We start from the raw sequence: 20,121 nt of genomic DNA on the forward strand, positions 1-20,121 counted from the left end.
GGCCTATGGTTCGGCGGCGTGGCAGCCCGCCATGCTGATGCGGGTCTTTCACATCACGCCGCAGATCGTGGGGGCCCGTTTGGGGCCGCTGTCCATGCTGTTTTCCGCCATCGGTCCGCTGGTGGGTGGCTGGCTGGTCGATCGCTCGATGAAGCGTGGGCAGGTGATGACGCGCTTCACGATCCTGGCGATCGCTCCGCTGCTGGCCCTGCCCTCGACGCTGGCGGTGCTGGCGCCGGGGGTGACGCTGGCGATGGTGATCGTGGCTTCGGGCAATGCTGTCTATGCGGTGGCGGGGACCGTGATGTTCTCGACCCTGCAATCCATCGTGCCGCCGCGCATGCGGGCGACCTCCATCGCGCTGACTTTGGTGCTCAACACCTTGCTGGGGGCCACCTGCGGGCCGCTGCTGGTGGCCACCATGACCGAGAAGCTGTTTGGCGATCCGGCCAGCGTGGGCTGGTCGATCGCGCTGGTGGCGGGCCCGGCGGTGGTGCTGGGCTCGGTGCTTTTCGCGCTGGGCGGCAGGGCGATGCGCAAGGCAAGCCCTTCGCCTTAAACGCCAGCCTTATTGACGATGCTTTGACCGGCGGTCCGCAGGGCCGCCGGTTTTTTGTGGGTAACCACCCTCCTGCACCGCCAAGGCGTCTCGGATCGACGGAGCGGGCGGCCATGGCGCCATGCGCGTCTGCGCAAGCTCCGCGCATCTTCTGTTGCCGGTTCCGGGACAGGATAGGGCAGAGCAAAGCATGGCTGGCACAAGACAACCCCGACAGGCTTTGCGCCAGTTATCACGCGCGCTCCCCCCGCCGTCATGCTTGCCTGCTGCGGGCGCCGCACACGAAAAAGGCCGGGCAGAACCCGGCCTTTCCCCAATGCGATCCGGTGATGAGCCGGATCAGATCTTGATCTTGACGTTCAGACCCACCGTCCGCAGATCCGGCAGGCCCACAAAGGCCGCCGAATAGACCGACGTATGGCTGAAATTCGGCGTAAACACCCAGTTGTCGCTGACGCTGGTGTAAGTGTGGTTGTTGAAGATGTTGTTCACGAAGATGCTGGCCGAATAGCGCCCGAAATCGGCGCCGAGGCGCGCGTTGAACAGATGCAGATCCGGCGTGCGGGTGACATTGGCCTGATCCGCCCAGACGCCCGACTTGAAGTTCCAGTCGCCGCGCAGATACCAGCTGGCGTTGCTGGTGCCGCGAATATGGTCGCCGATGGTCACGCCGACATTCGCCGAATATTTCGACGTGTTGGGCATTTCCTTGCCATAGAAGTTGCTGATGCCCGTCAGCGCCGTCACCGTGGCGCTGTTGTAGGTGATGATCCGGCTGGCATTCCACGCCGCCGCCGCATCGATCGAGATCAGCTTGTTGACCTTCCAGGTGGTGTTGGCTTCCAGGCCGTAAAGATCGACATTCCCGCCATTGGCATAGCCGTTGTAAAGGCTGGTGCCGACGAAGAAATACTGGCTGGAAATCTGGTTGGTCCACTGCGCGTAATAGGCCGCCAGCGTATAGCGCAGCGCGCCGTCCAGCAGGCGGCCCTTGGCGCCCACTTCATAGTTCGTGACCTTTTCCGGCTTGGCGAACAGCGGAATGCCCGTGGCGCTCGCCTGCGCCTGCGCCGCGGCCGACAGGGTGACGATGGTGGTGTTGAAGGTGGAGGGGTTCACGCCCTTCGCCCAGGACGCATAAACCATCAGATCCGGCGTGAACTGATAGCTGGCGATGGCGCGCGGCGCGAAATTGCGGAAGCTCTGCTGCCCCAGCAGCGCGTTCGGCGCATAGGTGCCGATGGGCAGATAGAGGTTCGAGGTTTCGTTCAGCGTGGTGCCGCCCTGATAGGCCGCGATCGTATCGATCTGGTAGCGGCCTTCCACGCTCAGCGACAATTTGTCGGTGGCGTCATAGGTCGCGCCGAAGAAGGCGCCGAAGGTCTTGGTCTTGCTGACGCCGCCCAGCGAATAGGTGGTGGATGTCGCCGCGCCCAGGCCGTTCTGGCCCTCGGCGCTCAGATAGCTGGCGCCCACCACGCCATGGAGCCTGCCATATTTGTAGCTCAGGCGCCCTTCGACCGAATAGTCCTTGTTCTTGTGATCGATGGCGTAAGGATAGCTCCAGCCCAGACCCGAGGAGTCATAACCGTCCAGATCGATCAGATCCGAATAGGTCTCATGGTTGAAGCCGCCCAGCACTTCGGCGCTGATATGGTCGCTGAAGGTGTAGTCGATCACGGCATGGGCATGCTGGGTGTGACGCAGCAGACCGAACTTCTGCACATTGTCGCTGGGGTTGAGCAAGGTGCGCTTGCTGGCCAGATAGCCGGCGATCGGCGCGGTGTCGGTGTTGGCGCCCACCGGGCTGGTCAGCGCGGGCAGCGTGCCGCAGATGAAGGGATTGCCGTTGATGACGCAATTGGCCTGGCTGTTCTGGATCGTCTGGCCGTTGGTGCCCTGCACGCTGTAGGCGTTGACGCGGGCCTGAGCCGGGGCGCCATCATCGTCGGTGGCGATCATGCCGAACAGCTTCATCGTGAGCTTGTCGGTGGGCTTGGCGACGATCAGCAGCGTGCCGACCGCGCTCGACTGGTCACCCAGCTTCTTGCCATCGGCCGAATTGGTCCAGGAACCGTCCTTCACCATCTTGCTGCCGGTGACGCGGAAGGTCAGCTTGTCGCCGATGATCGAGCCGTCGATGGCGCCCTTCACGTTCCAGTTGCCACGCGTGCCGACCATGCCGTCAACCTGCGCGCCCCACTTGCCGTTGGGCTCCTTGTTGACGACATTGATGGCACCGGCAAAGGTGTTGCGGCCGAAATAGGCGCTCTGCGGGCCTTTCAGGATTTCCACCTGCGCCGGATCGCTGACCGAGGTGAGCTGCGTGGGCGAGGACACCGGCACGCCGTCGATGAACATCGAGGTGGTGGTGACCAGCGCCGTGGAGGGCGTGAAGCCGCGCAGGATGATCTGCTGGAACGCGCGGTCCGCGTGGCTGGAGGAGTTGTTGTTCAGATTGATGCCCGGGCTGGCCCCCGCGACATCGACGACGGTCCGGATGCCGCGCGCCTCCATCTGGTCGGCGGTCAGCGCCGAGACGGTGACGGGCACCTTGAGAATGTCTTCGCGGCGTTTGCGCGCGGTCACCACGATGTCGCCCGCCCCGGCCGGGGTATCGGCCTGCGCGGCGGTGGGTGCCGGCGCAGTATCGGCGGCAAAGGCAGACCCTGAAAAGGAAACCAGCATGGCCACTGCAGAAACGGACGCAGACATGACGCCCTTCTTACCAAGATATTTCATACTTCCCTCACTTAAATACGAAAGATGGTGTTGTCCTGCATCCGATTATATTTTTTAATCATGCCTCTAAACGATCACATTCGATCCTTAGGAAGCATCATCGGTTGTCGACATGATCGATGCTGAATGCCGTTGATTCCGTGCGACATGCATCTTGCCGACAGCTTGCCTGCTCCCGATCTGCCGTGTGGAGGGAAATAGGACGTGTCCGCCTGTCGGATGGAACTTGCGCCCTTTGCCTGTTCGCGGTCATAGGAATCCATTTAAGTTCATGAAATAAAATACATTTCACAATTAACACGGCCTAACGCCATGCCTGCTGCGCCCGACGCTTTTCGTGCCAGAGCCGCGCGGCGGCGCAAACGAGAAAGCGGCGCATTGACATCATGCCAAGCGCCGTCTTTTCGTGCCGCATTCCGAAACCTGTCGGCCAGCCGGCCTAAGATCTGGTCTAATCCCTGATCGCGGAACAGACGTACCAGCTGCCCAGCGGCAGGCGGCCATCCCCCGCCCCCTGCGTGAAGAAATCCCCGTGATCGGGCTTCAGCTCAGTCACGCCCTTGCGATAGCCGACCATCACCTTTGCCGCATCGAAGCCCGCGCCCCGCGCCACCTGCACCCAGTCCGTGCGCGCCAGAGAGGTCATGAAAGGCTCGTTGTTGTAATGCGATTCAAAGTCGCAGCGCATCTGGTCCCACAGCGAGAGATGCTCATGGCGGGGCGGCACCTCCACATGCACCATCAGCCCGCCGGGGCGCAGCAGGCGGTGGCATTCGGCAAAGATCGCGCGCATGCCCTTGGCCGAGGTTTCATGCAGCATCGCCGAGGAGCAGACCATATCGAAGCTGCCATCGGCGAAATCGGTGGCTTCGGCATTCTGCTGGCTGAAATGGATCGCGGCGCCCAGACTTTCCGCACGGGCATGGCCATAGCGCAGCATCGGCGCGCCGACGTCCACGGCAAAGACCTCCGCCTCGGGGAAGGCCTGCGCGATGGCAACGGTGGAATGGCCCACCGAACAGCCCAGATCGAGGATGCGGCGCACCCGCAGCTCCGGATAAACGTCATGAACATGGCTGGCCAGCGTATGGCCGCGCCCGTCATTCTTCCAGCCGCCGTTGAGGTTGCGCAGATAGGTCGTGGCGAAGCGGTCATAGAGCGCCCCGGCGCGGAAATCCTGCTGCGCGGTATCGACCGTGTAGCTGCCCGGCATGCGGTGATGGTCGATGGCGGCAATGTAGCGCGGGATGTCCAGATCGGGATTCAGCCGCAGGCTGCCGCGCGGGGCTGCCGTCTGTTTCGCCACTTCCTGCGCCAGCGTGTCATATTGCCGGTCGATCGCGCCATCCAGGGTCTGCCAGATGCGGTCATGATAGAACAGCGCCAGAGTCAGCCACAGCTGATGCAGCGGCTGCTCCTCCAGCGCCTGACGGATCTGCGCGGTGCCGGTCACCGGCTTGCCGCTGCGCGCGGTCACCTCTGGCACCACCACCTCGTCCAGCAGGCGGCGGTCGAGCGGATCGAGCTTCGTGATCGTCCACAGGCGCATGGCCAGGAAATGGTCCTCCATCGCCTGCTCGTCATGCGTGGCCTGAGGCATCACGGCATGACCGAAATGGGGGCCGAAATGGGGCGTTTCAGTTGGTGTCGCCAGCGTGGTCATACGTCCTCCTCCACAATCAATGATCGCCCGCCACATCGGCCAGTTCGCCGACATAGGCGGCCTGCTCGGCCAGAGCGCCAGGCATCAGCCGGTCGCGCGCCACGCCCAGCACCCTGTCGTAGATACCCTGACGATAGGCGGCGCGATGCTGGCGCGCGGCGGGATCGGGGCTGAAGCCATCCACCGCCTCGGGCCCGTGCAGACCGGCGGCGGCCAGCAGGCGCTCATTGGCATCCAGCCGGTCCTTCAGGACCACCACCTCGCCCAGCAGCGCCAGCACCATGCCCGCCAGCGCATCGACCGTGGCAGTCTCGAACACCACCGGATGGCTGCCGCGCGAGCGCCCCGTGCGTTCCTGATTGATACGGTTTCTCATGCTGCATTCTCCGTCAGATCGAAGCGGAAGACATGGCCGGTGCGGGCCACGATGTCCTTCTTGTCGAGGTCGGGGCCCTGCGCCTCCTCGGTCACGGCATCCTTGGCCTGAAGGTCATAGCCGGTCTGGCTGGAAAGCAGCACCACCAGATCGGTGTCCTCCTCCACGGCGAAGGGAAATTCATGCCATGTGCCCCGATGCATCGCGAAGCCCGCGCTGCCGTCGAAACGGAAGGCGCGCACCTGCGCCAGATCGGGCAGATCGCCCTCGCCGGGCGGGGCCATCACCGCCACGAAGGGCTTGCCGCCCAGCGGCAGAAAGGCCTGCGTATGCTGAAAGTGCCGCTCCATATAGCGCACCTCGCCGGGGCGGGGATCGACGCTGGCCAGCGTGACCTCCACCGGATGGTCGCAGGAAAAACGCGCCGGATAGCGCATCGTCACCGCGCCCTTGTAGAAATCGACCGCGATGGCGCGCGCATCCGGCACCCGCCCGATCAGATCGCCAAACGGCGCCAGCGCCTGCGCCGTCGCATCCTCGACGCGCAGCATGATCGTTGTGATCTCAGCCATCCGCCCTGCCCTTCATCCTGTCGATCCCCCCGCGAGGCTTGGCGCCTCCCGAAATGCGATCATGATGCCGCAGGGCGATCCGCCGACGCCGCTTCCCGGGCTTGTCCGCAGAGCGGATAGGCGGGCCTGATGCCAGGCCGGGCGGCAGCGCTATTTCATGGTGAGCCGCACCGGCAGACTGTTGCTCAGCTTTCCCTGCAGCTGCTGTCTGGCCCGCGCATCGCCGGTGCCATAGGCCTTGAGAAACAGGCCCGCGATGCGGCTGGCATCCTTCACCCCCTGCGTGGCGGGCGGCCCGGGCTGTTGAAAATCGCAGATCAGCCCGCCAAAATAATGGGTCACCCCCGCCAGCACCAGACCATAGCGGTCATGGCCGGGCCGGGCCGCCTCATAGGCATCGAGATGCTTTGTCCATGACTCCGGGTCCACCCCGCTCTTCTGCGGCAACACATCGGCGGTGCCGGTCTGGATCAGCGCCGGAACCGCCAGATCGCCATAGCCCGCCATGGTGATCAGCACCGGAATGGCCGGGGGCGGCGAGAAGGCCACCACGGCTTTCGCCTTGCCGTCGCACTGCGGCCCCTCCCATCCGGCGGGCGCCACGCTCTGCGCGCCGCCAAGCACCAGCGCGGTCAGCGCGCCATAGGAGTGCCCCACGGCGACATAGGGCACATGGCCGATATGATCGGTCAGGGCCTGAAAATCCTCAAGCCGGGCGCGCCACGTCGCCAGACCGGGGAATTTTCCGTGATCCGGATGGTCGAGCGAATCCACATGCAGCGGCGCCAGAATGCGCCACCCCGCCGCGACCATCGGCCCCAGCAGCACGTCGTAACGGCCGGGAGACGAGGCCGCGCCATGCGAAAACAGGATGATGCCGGCAGGGCGCCCATGGGGCAGCCACTCGGTGACCTGCACCGCCCGTCCACCTCTGGCATGGATCGTGACCTGATGGCTGCGTGGCTGGGCCAGCGCCGGAGCGGCAGCACCGGCCAAAGCAATGCCGCCCCCAAGCATGACCCCCCTTCGCGTGAGAAAAGTGAGATGTTCGCTCATGCCAAGGCCTTTCATGTCGGCGGATCGTCGCGCGTCTTCGGCAGTCCCGCATTCTGCCGGGAAAGGCCAGTTTTGCGAAGGGCTTATCCACCTGGCGGCACAGTCCGGCCACCGGTCGATCCTAGGCCCGCTCTCTGTTTTGTCGAGGATCGGATATTTCCTGCGGCATCCCCGACGCGCCACGACAACGCGCATAAATTCTGAAATGACAGGTTTTTGATGGTTTTCCCGGCAGATCGCATCCAGCCGCGAAGGCAAGCACATGAAGGCTTTGATGGCATGAGCACGCTGAACCAGACCGTCCCGACACGGACCGTCATCGCCTATGGCGCCGGGCAGTTGGGAGCGCAGATCTTCCGCGATACGCCCGCCGTGCTGCTGCCGCTGTTCATGACGACAATGCTGGGCGTGCCGGCCTGGATGGCGGGCTTTGTCGTGCTGATCCCCAAGCTGTGGCTGATCCTGTGCGATCCGCTGGTCGGCGCCTGGTCGGACCGGCTGAAACCCCGCTTCGGGCGCACGCCTTTCCTGATCGGCGGGGCCATCGCCACGGCGGCGGGCTTTCTCACGCTTTTCGCGGTGACGCGTTACGGCAGCCCACTGCTGGGCGCCGCGGCCACCTGCGCGCTGTTCTTTATCGGCTCCACCGCTTTCAGCATCTATTCCGTGCCCTATCTGGCGGTGGCGGCGGAACTGTCGCGCGATCCGCATCAACGCACACGCATCATGGTGCTGCGCATGGTCTTTGCCACCTTCGGCGTGCTGGCCGGTGTGGGGCTGGCCCAGCCGCTGATCGCCTGGGGCGGTGGCGGCGCTTCCGGTTGGCATCTGATGTCGCTGGTGCTGGGCGCAGTCTGCCTGACCTCGATGCTGGTGACCGGTCTGGGGCTGCGCGGCGTGGCGCTGATCCCGGGCGAGGCGGGCTCCATCGGGCTGCTCGGACAATTCTCGCAGGTCAAGGCCAACCGCCCCTATCTCACCCTGCTGGGGGCCAGTTTCGTTCAGAACATGGCGCAGGCCTCCAGCTATACGGTGATGGGCTTCGTCTTTATCTATGCGATTCAGGCGGTCTGGCTGATCCCGCTGTTTATTCTGGTGATGTCGGCGGCGGGGCTTTCCAGCCAGCCCTTCTGGCTCTGGGCCTCGCGCCGCTACGGCAAGGCGGCCTGCTGGCGGGGCGCATCCTTCGTCTGGGCCTTGCTGACCGTGACATGGTTCTGGGTGAACCCGGGCGACAAACCGCTGGTCGGCCCGCTCAACCTGCAGCATCTTCTGGTGCTGCTGCGCGCGGCGGTGATCGGCGTGGTCAATTCCGGCTTCATCCTGCTGGCGCTCTCAATGATGACCGATACCGTGGACGATCAGCGCCGCCGCACCGGCACGGCCAATGAGGGCGTCTTTGCGGGCGTCTATTCCGCGCTGGAAAAGCTGGCCTTCGCGCTGGGGCCGGTGATCGCCGGGCTGGTGATGAGCGGCTTCGGCTTCGTCGCCTCGACCGGGGGCATCACCGCGCAGAGCACCTCGGCGGTGACCGGCATCCTGCTGCTTTACAGCCTAATTCCCGCTGCCTTGCAGATGGTCAGCCTGGCGCTTTTCACATCCTATCGGCTGGGTTCAGCCACCACCCCGGTCCTGATGGAGGCCTGAGATGGCACAAGAACTCAATGGAAAAACCGCGCTGGTCACCGGCGCCACCGGCGGTCTGGGCCGCGCGATCTGCGCAAGGCTGGCGCAGGCCGGGGCCAGCGTGATCGCCGCCGATCTGCCTCAGGCGCCGATCGCGGCGCTGGTCGCCACGCTGGGCGCTGGCAGCCGCGCCCTCCACCTCGACGTGACGCGCGAAGAACAGTGGCAGGCCGCCTTTCAGACCTGTGAGGAGGACGGGCAAAAGGTGGATATTCTGGTGAACAATGCCGGGATCTTCACCCCCAACATCCCCTTTGCCGACATGCCTTTCGATGTGTGGAAAAAGCATTTCGCGGTCAATGCCGATGGCACCTTTCTGGGTTGCCGTGAGGCGATCCGGCATATGCGCGGACGCGGTGGCGCCATCGTCAACATCGCTTCAAGCATGGGGCTGGTGGCGCTGGCCGAGGCGGGCGCCTATTGCGCCTCCAAGGCGGCGGTGCTGATGACCACCCGAGTCGCGGCGCGCAGCGGCGGGCCGGACGGCATCCGCGTCAACGCCGTGCTGCCCGGCGCGGTGCCCACCGACATGCTGATGGGCAATCTGCAGGCGGGCCAGCAGGAAAGCGATTTGCTCGGCACGCTGGCCAGCTATGCCGCCATGGGCCGTCTGGCCCGGCCCGAGGACATCGCCGAGGCCGTGCTGATGCTGGCGGGCCCGGGCGCGGCCGCGATCAGCGGCGTGGCGTTGCCCGTCGATTGCGGCACGATTCCGGGGGGGTAAGCCGCGCGATTCCGCAAATAAATCCCCGTCATCATGCTTTATTGATCGAGGATCGGACATTCAGGGAAAATCCCTGCTTCTGCGCCCCGGTTACCGCACACTCATGACATCGACAAAGGATGATCGACCCAAGGGGGTATCATGAGGACTATCAAGTCAATTCGCCTGCCTGCTCTTCTTCGCTGCGCCGCACCGCTGGCTTTGTCTTGCGCCTGCGCCCATCCGGTGCTGGCGCAAAGTACTGACAAGGCCGACAACGGCGTTCCCACCACGCAGGGGCTGTCCGACATCACCGTCACCGCCACCCGCAGCAGCTCTTCCGTGCAGAAGACCCCGCTGGCGGTCACCGCCTTTGACAGCAGCGCCCTGAAACGCCTGCAGATCACCAATGTGAAGGATGTCAGCCAGGTCGCGCCCAATGTGCAGATCGCGCCGGTCACGGCGGGCACAGCGGGCATCGCGCCCTATATCCGTGGCGGCGCCGTGACCGATGGCGGCGACATCACCGCCGAGGCCGATGTCGGCATCTACATCGACGATGTCTATCAGCCGCGCGCCGCCGCCTCGATGATCGATGCGCTCGACATCGACCGGATCGAGGTGCTGCGCGGACCGCAAGGCACGCTCTATGGCCGCAACAGCGCGGCGGGCGCGCTCAAGATTGTCACCCGCACGCCGGGCGATCAGCTTTCGGTCTCCGCGGAAGCCGGAACGGGCAGCTGGAACGAGCGCTTCGTCAAAGGCGTGGTCAGCGGTCCGCTTAACAGCGATGGCAGCCTGCGCGGCGGCATCTCGGCGATGTATCGTGCCAATGATGGTGGGCGGCAGTACGATGCCACGCTGAGCAAGGCGGTGGGCGCACAGAACTTCGTCGGCACCATGGCCAATCTCTATTACGACAAGGGCCCCCTCACCGCACGGTTGACCGGCTATTACAGCCATTACAACAGCGATGGCCAATATGCCGTGGGCACCGATCTGTCCTACACCGGCAATGACTATCTGGCGATCAGGCCCGCCAGCGGCAATTACCGCACAGTGCTGAGCCCCACCCCCTCCTACACGCATGACACGCAATATGGCGCCACGCTCAATGTCGCGGTCAATCTGAGCGAGAAGACGCAGCTGACCTCGATCACGGCCTGGTCGCAACTGCTCGACAGCTGGCGCGAGGACTATTCGGGCGGCGTGCCTTTCACTGCGCTCGGCATCAGCCAGCCGGGCTATGCCGCGCTGTTCGACCGCGCCGCGGCGATGCATGACGACAATTTCAGCGAAGAGCTGCAGCTTCATACCAAGGGGCTGGACGACAAGCTCAAATTCGTGGGCGGCCTGTATTTCTTCCGCGAATGGGGCAATCAGAACTTCCTGACCACCACCTATTTCGTGCCCTCGCCCACCACCTACAACATCGGCACCAACAGCTATGCCGCCTTCGGCCAGCTGAGCTACGATCTGCTCGATCATCTGACGGTGACAGTCGGCGGACGCTATACGGTGGATCACAAGACCATCGACGCCATGGTGGATGTCGCGCCGGTCAACCGGGTCGATACATGGCACAATTTCGTGCCCAAGGTGGGGCTGGACTGGCAAATCACCCGCGATCTGATGGCCTATGCTAGCTATTCGCAAGGATTCAAGGCGGGTGGCTACAATGGTCTTGCCTCCAACGCCGCCCAGCTGGATTCGCCCTATGGTCCGGAAAAGGTGACGGCCTATGAAGTCGGCTTCAAGAGCCAGTTCTGGGACCATCGCGGCAAGCTCAACGTCTCGGCCTTCTACAACAAATACTCCAGCATCCAGCAGCAGCTGGTCACGGCTTCTGGCGACTTCCTCACCGAAACTTTCGCCGCATCGCATAAGGGCATCGAAACCGAATTCAGCCTGCGCCCGGTGCCGCCGCTCACCCTGTGGGTCAATGGCACCTACAATGATGCGCATTACACCTCGGCCAGCAACACCAATGCGGCGGTGGCCAATTACGTCGGCAATGTGATGACCAACGTCTTCCCCTATCAGGTGACGTTGGGCGGCGATCTTTCGCTGCCGGTGATGGGCGGCCATGTGGTGCTGGGCGCCAATTACAACATGCGCGCCGATTACTATTCCACGCCGGACAATCTGGCGATCGGCCATGTGCCGTCCACGCGCATTCTCAACGCCTATGTCGGCTATGAGAAGGACCGCTGGTCGGTGCGGCTGACCGGCAAGAACCTGACCGACGACCGCTACTGGACGACCGGCTTCGCTTTCGCCCAGGTGGCCCCACGCTTCATGGCCGACCCCACCACCTGGCGTCTGACCTTCGCCTATAAGATGTAAGCTCTGGCGGCAGGGGCGGTGTTGCGCCGGCCCTGCTCGCCTTCAGGACGGAATAGCCATGCAGAATCTGGAAGGCAGGATCGCGATTGTCACCGGAGCGGCATCGGGCATCGGCGCGGCCGTTGCCGCGGTGCTGAACGAGAGCGGCGCGGTGGTCATCGGCTTCGATCTTGCGGGACATGGCATCGACATCCTGCCGGTCGACATCGCCGCGAGGGCCCAGGTCGATCGGGCCGTGGCGCAAGTCGCAGCCGAGCATGGCAGGATCGACATTCTGGTCAACTGCGCCGGCACGGGCAATCTGGGCACCATCCTCGACCTTGAGCCGGAGGAATGGGATCGGGTGATGGCCATCAACCTCACGGGCTCCTACGCCGCCTGCCGCGCGGTTCTGCCCGCAATGTTGGCGCAGGGCAGCGGCGCGATCGTCAATGTCGCATCCACCTTCGGCCTGCTCGCGCGTGAGAATTGCCTTGCCTATGGCGTCAGCAAGGCGGGAGTCATCCATATGACGCGGTTGATCGCCGTGGATCTGGCCGGCAGCGGCATAAGGGTCAATTGCGTATGCCCCGGGCTGATCGAGACCCCCATGACCCGCCCCCTGTATGACGCCTCCGCCGCCGAGGCGCTTGAGCGCAACACCGCGCTACACGCCATGCGCCGCAGTGGACAGCCCCATGAAATCGCGGATGTCATCGCGTTTCTGGTGTCGGATGCCGCCTCATTCGTGACCGGGACGGTGATCCCGGTGGATGGGGGATACACGGCCGGGAAATGGGCATAAGCCCCCCTTCCAGCAGGCCGGCGGAAAGGAGATCAAGAAGCCCATCACCAAAGGCACCTTAAAAGCAATTTAAGTTGACAATAGATTCCTAATCTATTGATATAATTTTATGGATACGCGCTTCTCTCAGCACGTCGTAGAGGCCTTCGGAAGCGCCTGCGAAGCGCTCGCCCGGGCTGGCGAGCGCCTTGCTCTTTTTCCAGAACCCGCGCTGCTGACGGCCCAGATACGCACCCGCGAAATGGAGGCTCTCGCCTGGCTCGAGGGAGAAAGCTTCAATCCAGACCAACTCGCTGTCGATTATGGCTATTCTCCGCGTGCATGGCGGCGGTGGCCCTTCACCTTTGTTCTGACATTCGATCGTCCGCTGGAATGGCATTCGGAATCGCCAGCGGAAAGCATTCGAAGCTGGCTTGAAGCAGAAATTCCCATCGGAGAGGAATCGCCGCTTCATGCCGCGCCAGAGATAGCCGATGTCCGCCTCGATGCATGGCTTCGCCACAGCGCGCGCGCCTCTCTCCTGCCCTCCCTGATCGCCAGTGCTGATATCGCGGCCAGTTTTGCCCGGTCCAGTCCGCTCGACCGGGGAAACATTGTCATGGGCGCCATGCTTGGAGACCGCTTTGGAATCCGCAACGGCAAGCTCTCTGCCGGCGGGATTGCGGCTCTTGGCCTGTACCGGAACCGCACGCCCTGGCGCTCCTTGCTGACCGGTGCGACGGAAGGCGATCTCGACGAACTTTCCGAGCGGGCCAGAGATGAACGCTGCCGCATTGCCTGGCTCAACGGCATCGCCGCAGGCGCCGCCGCGGTCTTAGGCCTCGATCAACGCTTACGGCTATGGCACGCCAAACTTGATGACGAATGCGCACGCCGTCGAAAATCGTCCCACTTACGCGCGCTTGTCCTCCTCGCGGGTGCCGGCACGTCCCTCACCGTTGCGCGTGCTGCCGATGCCCTGCGCTTATCCCGACAGGCCACCACACGACTTGTCGCGGAGGCGTGTGAGGTCAACCTCCTGCGGGAAATCACTCACGGCAATGCATTTCGTCGCTATGTCATAAGCGTATAACAAGCTTGGCGGCTGCCGGTTTGCCTTGACCCAGGCAGGGCACGGGAATCAGGGCATCGGACACCGGGCGCGATCCTTGATCGGTCCAGCATCGCGCGCCGGGGTTGAGCGGCTGAAGTTTGCTTCTGAAGGGCAAAAACCTGAAAAAACGCCTCCCCGCAAACGGCCCTTACAGCGCGAAAACCGCCACCCCGCGACCCGAAGTACATTCGGCGCCCCAAAGCGCTCCACGGGCTCCTGAGGGCAAATTTCGCGCTCAAGGTGTTCGCAAGCGGCGAGGAGGCGGGTTTACAGCCCCACCGTTCCCCAAAACGGAGCTTTGCCCTGTTACAGCCAGTGCCGGTCCAGAAGTTCCCTGATCGCGGCCTCGGCTTCTTCCCTTGTCGCGCCGCCCTTATGCAGCAAGGTCAAGCGAAGGCCTTTGCGATCCGCGCCCTCGATGCGCAGGACCGGCTTGCCTGACTCCCCGGTGACGACCTGGGTCGATCCGGCTGCCTTGCGGGTCGGCGCTTTCTTTGGCGGCGTGGCAACCTCCGTCAGCGCGCGAATGATCTCCAGCACAGGTATGGCCTGCCCCGTCGCCATCTGGGCTTCGGCCAGCGCCGCCGCTTTCCGGAAGAGCAAGTCCCGCGTCTCCTCGGCCTTGAGAAACGGCTTGAGCGCGATCACGTTGCGGATGGTCAGGGCCTGCGGTTCGCGAAAGGCCACCATCAGCTCGGCAGGCATGCGGGCCAGATCGAGGTAGCGCGTCAGCCAGCTTTCGCTGACCTTGATGCGCTCTGCCATGGTCTTCTGGCGGCCGTCGTAATAGGCATGCAGCGCGCGCAGATAATCGCGCGCGCGTTCGAAATCGCTGAGATCGTCGCGGGCGCGGTTTTCGATATCGGCGACGCGGAAGGCTTCCTCATCGCCCATCTCGCGCACATCGACGAGGAAGCGGAAATCGGGATAGTTGTGCGCCCGCAGCCAGCTGATCGACCAATGGCGACGCGCGCCGCAAATCACCTCGAAATCGAACCGGGGATCGCCCGAGACGCGGCGGACGATGGCCGGGATTTCCTGCCGCCCCTGCGCCTTGATGCTTTCGATCAGATCCTCGCAGCGCTGATGGTCGAGCAGGGCGTAGTCGCGGTTGTGCCCCTCCCACATGCGGCAGCGCGCCGGGTCGACCAGTTCATGCGTGCGGGTGATCACCGCGCCCGAGGCCAGCTCGGCAATGCGGTTGCTGCGCCCGGTCAGCACATTGGAGGCGATGCCGCTGCGCTTCGGCACGGCATTCAGATCGATACCGGCGGCCAGTTCCTCGGCAAATCCACTGTTCTTTCGGCTCATTCCAAGCCCCTGTTTTTGCAAATTGCACGCGTGCAATAACCAGCCATCACGCCAGCGCTTCCTGACGCAGCCTTGCACGATGGCTCGGCCACATCGAGCGGATGTCCACCTCGATCTCCTGATTGACCCCTTCGAGATAGGCCAGGCACCGGTTGCGCACCGCCGAGCTGGTGGCCGGGCCGTCCAGCTCATAGACGGTCATCAGCCGCGCGGTGGCATTGTCGATCTCGGCGGAATCCTTCAGCGGCGTACGCACCATCGCATGGCCGAAGAGCGTGCGCATGAGATTGAGCAGTTCCTTCTGCATCGACTTGGTTTCATCCACCTTCGATCCGACGAAACGCAGGAACTGCAATTCGGGCGCAAGGTCCATCTCCGCCAGCTGCTCGATGGTTTCATCCAGCATGGCGAGGAAGGCCGCGGTGGAGGAGAAATCCATCACCGTGGGCGGCACCGGCACGATCAGCGCATTGGCCGCGCGCAGCACCGAGAGCGAGATGGCCCCCAGCGCGGGCGGCGGGTCCATCACGATCACATCGAAGCGGTGAGCGATGCTGTCGATCCCCTGCTTGATGCGGTTGAGCAGCCCCCCTCCCCCACGCGCCATGCGCGCGGCCAGCTCATATTCGGACTGGAACAGACGCAGATTGGCCGGGATCAGCTCCAGCCCGTCGAAATGGGTCTTGCGCAAGGCATAGTCGAGCGAGGAGCGCTCTTCCTCGCGCAGGAAGGGATAGAGCGTATCCTCCTCGCTGAGATCAAGATCGGGGACATAGCCGAAAAGCGTGGTGGCCGAGGCCTGGCTGTCGCAATCGATCAGCGCAACGCGATAGCCCTTGATCGCCAGATATTGCGCCAGATGCACCGAGAGGGTGGACTTGCCCACCCCGCCCTTGAAGTTCTGCACGGCGACCACACAGCAGGGGTCTTCCGGGCTGCGATGCGGCTTGGTGCCGAAGACAGCACGCATGGCGTTGATCTGGGCCAGCGTGTAACGCTCGCGCCGGTTGTTCGCGCCGCGCGCGGGCTCGGGCAGGCGGCCATCCTTCTCGGCATCGCGAATCGCGGCGGGGGTGCGGCCCACCAGTTCGGCGGCCTTGCTGATGGTAAAGGTGGGCTCGCGGCGGTCTCCGGCACGGGCGCTGCGGGCGGAATCGCGCAGCTTTTCCAGCACGGACGAAGTGCGTGCCGCCAGCGTGGCGACTGAAACCAGATCCTGCGTACCGTCTATGCCTAAATCTGAGGACACGATTCTGCCTTTATGAAATTCGGCCTATCCTGCGCCAGCTTGCGCTTTTTTGTCAAGATTGGCCGAATTTTCGAAAGCTGGAGGTTTAAGGCTTTGCAAATTGCCGGCGTGCAAGCTCTATCCGTTCAGGCCGGAGCCTCGATTGATATCTGTCGTGAGATGGGAGCAGCTCCATTGGACATCAGCGCCTCGTGGTCAGGCGGAACGTTGCATTCATGACGCTGGACCGGGATTGCAGCCTCTCAGGTTTAGGGCAAGGCTCCGTAATGTGGATCAGCGTTGCCACAGATTGCCCGTCATGCATGGGGTTGCCGATCAAGAACACTCCATGCCAGGCGCAGCAGGCTTATCGCTGCCTGCTTTTCACGGCAGGTGCCTCCCGGCTTTTCATCCCTTTTATCTCAACTCCATAAAGGCTTCCCGAAGGGTTAGACGGGTTAAATCCTAATTAGATAAAGTTAAGCGCTGCAGCGTGGCTTGCGACTCGCGGATTCCTGCGTGACTCCTGCCAAGCCCGGTTCCTGAAGTGTCGAAGGATCGTTCCTGAAGGATCGAAGGCTTGTTCCCGAAAGATCGAAGCGGCGTTCCCAAAGGATCGAAGGCTGCGTTTTGCCCGTTCCCGGAGTGTCGAACCACCCGATCAGGGGGCGATGAAACTGCGCGGGTTGAATCAGTTTGCATCGCATCGCTTCGAACAAGCTTCAAACTTTGTGAAGGCGGAGGGAGAAGGCCACCGCCTGTTCATCCCATGTCCATCCCGCCGCCGGATTTTTCAGAGGGCTCCCGATTTGGCCCGACACTTCGGGAACGCCCTTCCCCCTGTTTCGCTCAGCGCAGATGCTTGTGCTTGTCGTGATGGCGCTTCACCCAACCGATGAAGGCCTTCTGCCAGTTGACCGGCGAGCGCGTTTCGTCTCCGGCAACCCAGCTTTCGAACTCGGCATGCAGCGCATGGAGATCCCAGCCCGGGCAGGTGGCGCGCAGATAATCGATGGTGTCGTCGGTCATAAAGCCGCGCGTCGCCGCATCCGACAGACCCGCCACCGCCTGACGCACCAGCGCCTTGGCATCGATCAGTGGTTCGGCAGGCGCTTCCTTTTTCGCGCGAGGGGCTTTGGCCACAGGCGCCACAGGGGCGGGCAGCTCTGCCTCAACCGGCTTCGCGATCGGTTCCATCACCGGCTGTGCTGAAGAGGAAGGATCGATATCCTTCATCCGGTCCGCGCCATCCTTGCCATCGACGCGGCGCATGCGCAGCATCGGCTCACCCTCGCGGCTCGTCTCGACCGAGAGCGCATAGCCGGGCAAATCGTTCTTCTCGGCCAGCTTGAGCATCTCGAACTTGAAGCGGCGATACTGCCCCTCCGCGCCTGATTTCTCATAGAGCACCGGCATGGAGATGGCGAAGCCCGTCTCCCCTGCCCCGCCCGCATGCTTGCGCGCCACCTTGTAGAGCCAGCGCTCACGCCCGCCGGTGATGGCGAAATAGGCGCGGTCGATCGACAGCACGCCGCCCTTCATCATCACCCCTTCCCAGAACCAGTTCGACAGTTCGATGGTCATGCCGCGCGAACGCTCGGTCCTTTCATCGACCAGCTGGGTCCAGCCATCGAGCCAGCTGAAAGTGGCCTCGCGGCGGTTCTCGGCGCGGATGTTGGTCTTGATGGTGGTGGCGACAAGCCGGTCCAGCGCCTGGCCCAGCAGCTCATAGGCGCGGCCCGTGGTGGGGCGGCCGATGGCGCGCAGCAGGTCATAGGGCATGATGTTGAGCTTGCGCGGCACATCGTTGGCCCCGCGCCGCGCCATATCGGCCAGCACGCTGGCGCAATAGATCAGAATGTCCGCATCCCAGATCGTGGCCATGCCGTAATCGGCATTGGCCGAGACATGGACCCACAGCTTGCCATCGGGGCTGGTGTAATCGATCGGGTTGGAGCGCTTCGATTTGGCCAGGCTGAAGAAGGGGCGCTCCATCATCTCGCGCTGGTCGCGCAGCGCCAGATCGGAGATATAGGGCAGGAACAGATCGAACTGGTCTGTCGTCGGCGGTTTGCTGGCGCGGGTCACGTGCGGTCCTTGGCGAAGTCCGAGCGCGCCCAGCACGACCTTGGTGTTTCCCCGGGGAAACATGCGGCAGTCGTATTCGGCGCGATCAAGCGTGCTTCGGGCGCGCGCGGCTTTCTATCAGTCACGCCCTCGGCTGAATTCCGGGCTGCCAGACAAGCCTTGCGCGAATCTGGTGGCCTTTAATGCCGCCAGCGAATCTGGCGACGTCAACCATGATGCCGCGAAAACCGTTTTGGAGAAACCCGGCAGGCCGATGTTTCCCCGGGGAAACGAGCCGCAGGCGAGTTCAACGCAGTTAAACGAGCCGCAGGCGGGGGGATGTGGTTCAGTTTGGGCAAGGAGAAAGGAAGAGAAAATGCGAGGGTCATCACCCTCGCGCTCCCTTGAATGTCCACCTTGCGCCACGGGTTCAGACAAAGAGCCAAAGCCGCAGCCTTGCCAGCATGAAAAGAGATGGCCTGCGGCGCCTTCAATGGGCCTGAACATGTTTCCCCGGGGAAACACACCAAAGGCCGAACCCGTCAAGCCACCCAAGCGATGGCAACCTTCTCACACCAGGAGGGGATAATGGGGAGGGGCCTCTGCCAAATGAGATGAGAGCGTGTGTCCCGGTCAAGCGTGCCGCCATCCAAGCCATCCGGCAATGACCGTCTGGTCCGGCAGGCCTTACGTCATAGACGGCGGGCAAAACAAAGGACGATGTTTCCCCGGGGAAACATCGTCCTCATGCCATCCAGCATTCTTCACAATGCGAAGCCCGAAACGGGCAGGGGCCTCGCCGTGCGGTTACGGCCGCACGCCCTTGCCCTGTTCCTCCAGCGCCACCAGCGCTTCACGGAAGGCATCGACCAGCTCATCGATCCGCGCGCCGGATCCGGCATGCACCCGCACCGTCGCACCCTGCCGGTTGGCCGAAACCACCGACAAGCCGGTCCGCCCATGATCCGATGTCCAGCTGAACATCGATGCCGCCGGAGCCTCATCCGCACGCGGCGCTGCCAGCAAGCGCGTCAACACCTCGGCGGCGGGCAGGGCAGGGGAGCCCGTCTTCGCCCGGCTTGCCTGCTCCACAGACAGTGCCTTGGCTGTCCGCAGGATCGCCGGTGCGGCCAGTCTGTCATCCAGAGCCTGCGCCAGCGGATAGGCCGGTTTCAACTGCACCTCGGCGGGCGAGGCGAAAGCCGCCACCACCGCATCGGGCAGGCTCGCCACCTTCAGCATCTTGGACAGCCAGCCCTTGGACAGCTTCAGCCGCTCGGCCATCCGGCTCTGGTGATTGCCATAATGCGATTTGAGCGCGGCGGCATAATTACGCGCCCGCTCCAGATCGGAGACATCCTTGCGCGCCCGGTTCTCCAGATCGGCCAGGCGGAAGGCGGCCTCGTCATCCAGCTGCGCCACCTGCGCAACGAACATCATCTCCGGATAGGAGTGCGCCCGCAGCCAACTGATCGACCAGTGGCGCCGCGTCCCCGCGATCACCTCATAATCGTAATCCGGGTCGCCTTCGATGCGGCGCACCACGGCGGGCACCTTCTGCCCGCCCTCGGCCACGATGGAATCGATCAGCTCCTGACACGATGCTTCGGAGAGATGCTCATAGGAACGGGCATTGCCGCTCCACACCCGCACCTTGGCCGGGTCGAGCAGCAATTGCGTGACCTGCCGCACCTCGCCGCTGGCCACCCGGGCCAGAGCGCTCTCGCGGCCCAGCAGCGTGGTGCCGCGCGCGCGCTGCATCCGCAGATCGGGGGCAGGGGAGGGCTCCGGCGCTGCTGCTGTCGATCCAGCAGGCGTCGTACTTTCGGGAACGCCCTCATCATCGGCCAGAAGGGCGGCAAGGTAGTCGGATTGTTTGCGCGCCATATCAGCTCCGATTCACAAAGGAGGGCGAGAACATATCGAAAACGCCTG

The 20,121-nt window shown here is 63.6% G+C and carries 14 protein-coding genes and 1 pseudogene; 6 read left to right on the forward strand and 9 right to left on the reverse strand.

Features of this window, described 5'->3' with window-relative positions; all coding sequences use genetic code 11:
• Positions 1-559 (forward strand): annotated as a pseudogene (locus SR3_RS31925) (MFS transporter); the annotation flags it as partial.
• A gap of 339 nt (positions 560-898) precedes the next feature.
• Here SR3_RS31925 and SR3_RS21745 read toward each other — a convergent pair.
• The 5 genes from SR3_RS21745 to SR3_RS21765 form a co-directional block, all read right to left on the reverse strand.
• Positions 899-3,274: a TonB-dependent receptor gene (locus SR3_RS21745; protein ID WP_068090712.1), complete on the reverse strand. Its 2,376-nt coding sequence runs from the start codon at positions 3,272-3,274 to the stop codon at positions 899-901.
• Positions 3,275-3,752: 478 nt separating this feature from the next.
• The gene (locus tag SR3_RS21750) at positions 3,753-4,964 is read right to left on the reverse strand and encodes a class I SAM-dependent methyltransferase (protein WP_068090649.1); all 1,212 of its coding nucleotides are present in this window, start codon (positions 4,962-4,964) and stop codon (positions 3,753-3,755) included.
• Between the two features lie 16 nt (positions 4,965-4,980).
• Positions 4,981-5,340: a hypothetical protein gene (locus tag SR3_RS21755; RefSeq protein WP_068090651.1), complete on the reverse strand. Its 360-nt coding sequence runs from the start codon at positions 5,338-5,340 to the stop codon at positions 4,981-4,983.
• Complete coding sequence (locus tag SR3_RS21760) at positions 5,337-5,912, reverse strand: ureidoglycolate lyase (RefSeq protein WP_068090652.1); 576 nt, start codon at positions 5,910-5,912, stop codon at positions 5,337-5,339. Before SR3_RS21760 ends, SR3_RS21755 begins: the two co-directional genes overlap by 4 nt.
• A 150-nt stretch (positions 5,913-6,062) precedes the next feature.
• Complete coding sequence (locus SR3_RS21765) at positions 6,063-6,929, reverse strand: lysophospholipase (protein ID WP_245654045.1); 867 nt, start codon at positions 6,927-6,929, stop codon at positions 6,063-6,065.
• Positions 6,930-7,247: 318 nt separating this feature from the next.
• On the opposite strand from SR3_RS21765, the gene SR3_RS21770 reads away from it, so the two are divergent.
• The 5 genes from SR3_RS21770 (at position 7,248) to SR3_RS21790 (ending at position 13,559) form a co-directional block, all read left to right on the forward strand.
• Positions 7,248-8,615, forward strand: coding sequence for an MFS transporter (locus SR3_RS21770; protein ID WP_068090655.1), 1,368 nt, complete (start codon positions 7,248-7,250; stop codon positions 8,613-8,615).
• 1 nt (position 8,616) lies between these two features.
• Positions 8,617-9,378 carry an SDR family NAD(P)-dependent oxidoreductase gene (locus SR3_RS21775; RefSeq protein ID WP_068090657.1) on the forward strand — a complete coding sequence of 254 codons (762 nt, stop codon included), beginning with the start codon at positions 8,617-8,619 and terminating at the stop codon, positions 9,376-9,378.
• A gap of 141 nt (positions 9,379-9,519) precedes the next feature.
• Entirely contained in the window at positions 9,520-11,703 is a 2,184-nt protein-coding gene (locus SR3_RS21780; protein ID WP_084455810.1) for a TonB-dependent receptor, read from the forward strand.
• Between the two features lie 58 nt (positions 11,704-11,761).
• Positions 11,762-12,487: an SDR family NAD(P)-dependent oxidoreductase gene (locus SR3_RS21785; protein WP_068090659.1), complete on the forward strand. Its 726-nt coding sequence runs from the start codon at positions 11,762-11,764 to the stop codon at positions 12,485-12,487.
• Between the two features lie 109 nt (positions 12,488-12,596).
• A complete protein-coding gene (locus SR3_RS21790) occupies positions 12,597-13,559 on the forward strand; it encodes a MarR family transcriptional regulator (RefSeq protein WP_068090661.1) in 963 nt (320 codons plus the stop codon).
• Positions 13,560-13,886: 327 nt separating this feature from the next.
• Here SR3_RS21790 and SR3_RS21795 read toward each other — a convergent pair whose 3' ends face one another.
• From SR3_RS21795 to SR3_RS21810, 4 genes are all read right to left on the reverse strand, one after another.
• A complete protein-coding gene (locus SR3_RS21795; RefSeq protein WP_068090663.1) occupies positions 13,887-14,891 on the reverse strand; it encodes a ParB/RepB/Spo0J family partition protein in 1,005 nt (334 codons plus the stop codon).
• A 46-nt stretch (positions 14,892-14,937) separates the two neighbouring features.
• Positions 14,938-16,140 carry an AAA family ATPase gene (locus SR3_RS21800; protein WP_068090665.1) on the reverse strand — a complete coding sequence of 401 codons (1,203 nt, stop codon included), beginning with the start codon at positions 16,138-16,140 and terminating at the stop codon, positions 14,938-14,940.
• A gap of 828 nt (positions 16,141-16,968) precedes the next feature.
• A complete protein-coding gene (locus SR3_RS21805; protein WP_068090668.1) occupies positions 16,969-18,207 on the reverse strand; it encodes a replication initiator protein A in 1,239 nt (412 codons plus the stop codon).
• 786 nt (positions 18,208-18,993) lie between these two features.
• On the reverse strand, positions 18,994-20,073 hold the full coding sequence (locus tag SR3_RS21810) for a ParB/RepB/Spo0J family partition protein (protein WP_068090671.1): 1,080 nt from the start codon (positions 20,071-20,073) through the stop codon (positions 18,994-18,996).
• Between the last annotated feature and the right edge of the window lie 48 nt (positions 20,074-20,121).

The organism is Novosphingobium rosa NBRC 15208 (genome assembly GCF_001598555.1).
Taxonomy (GTDB): Bacteria; Pseudomonadota; Alphaproteobacteria; order Sphingomonadales; family Sphingomonadaceae; genus Novosphingobium; species Novosphingobium rosa.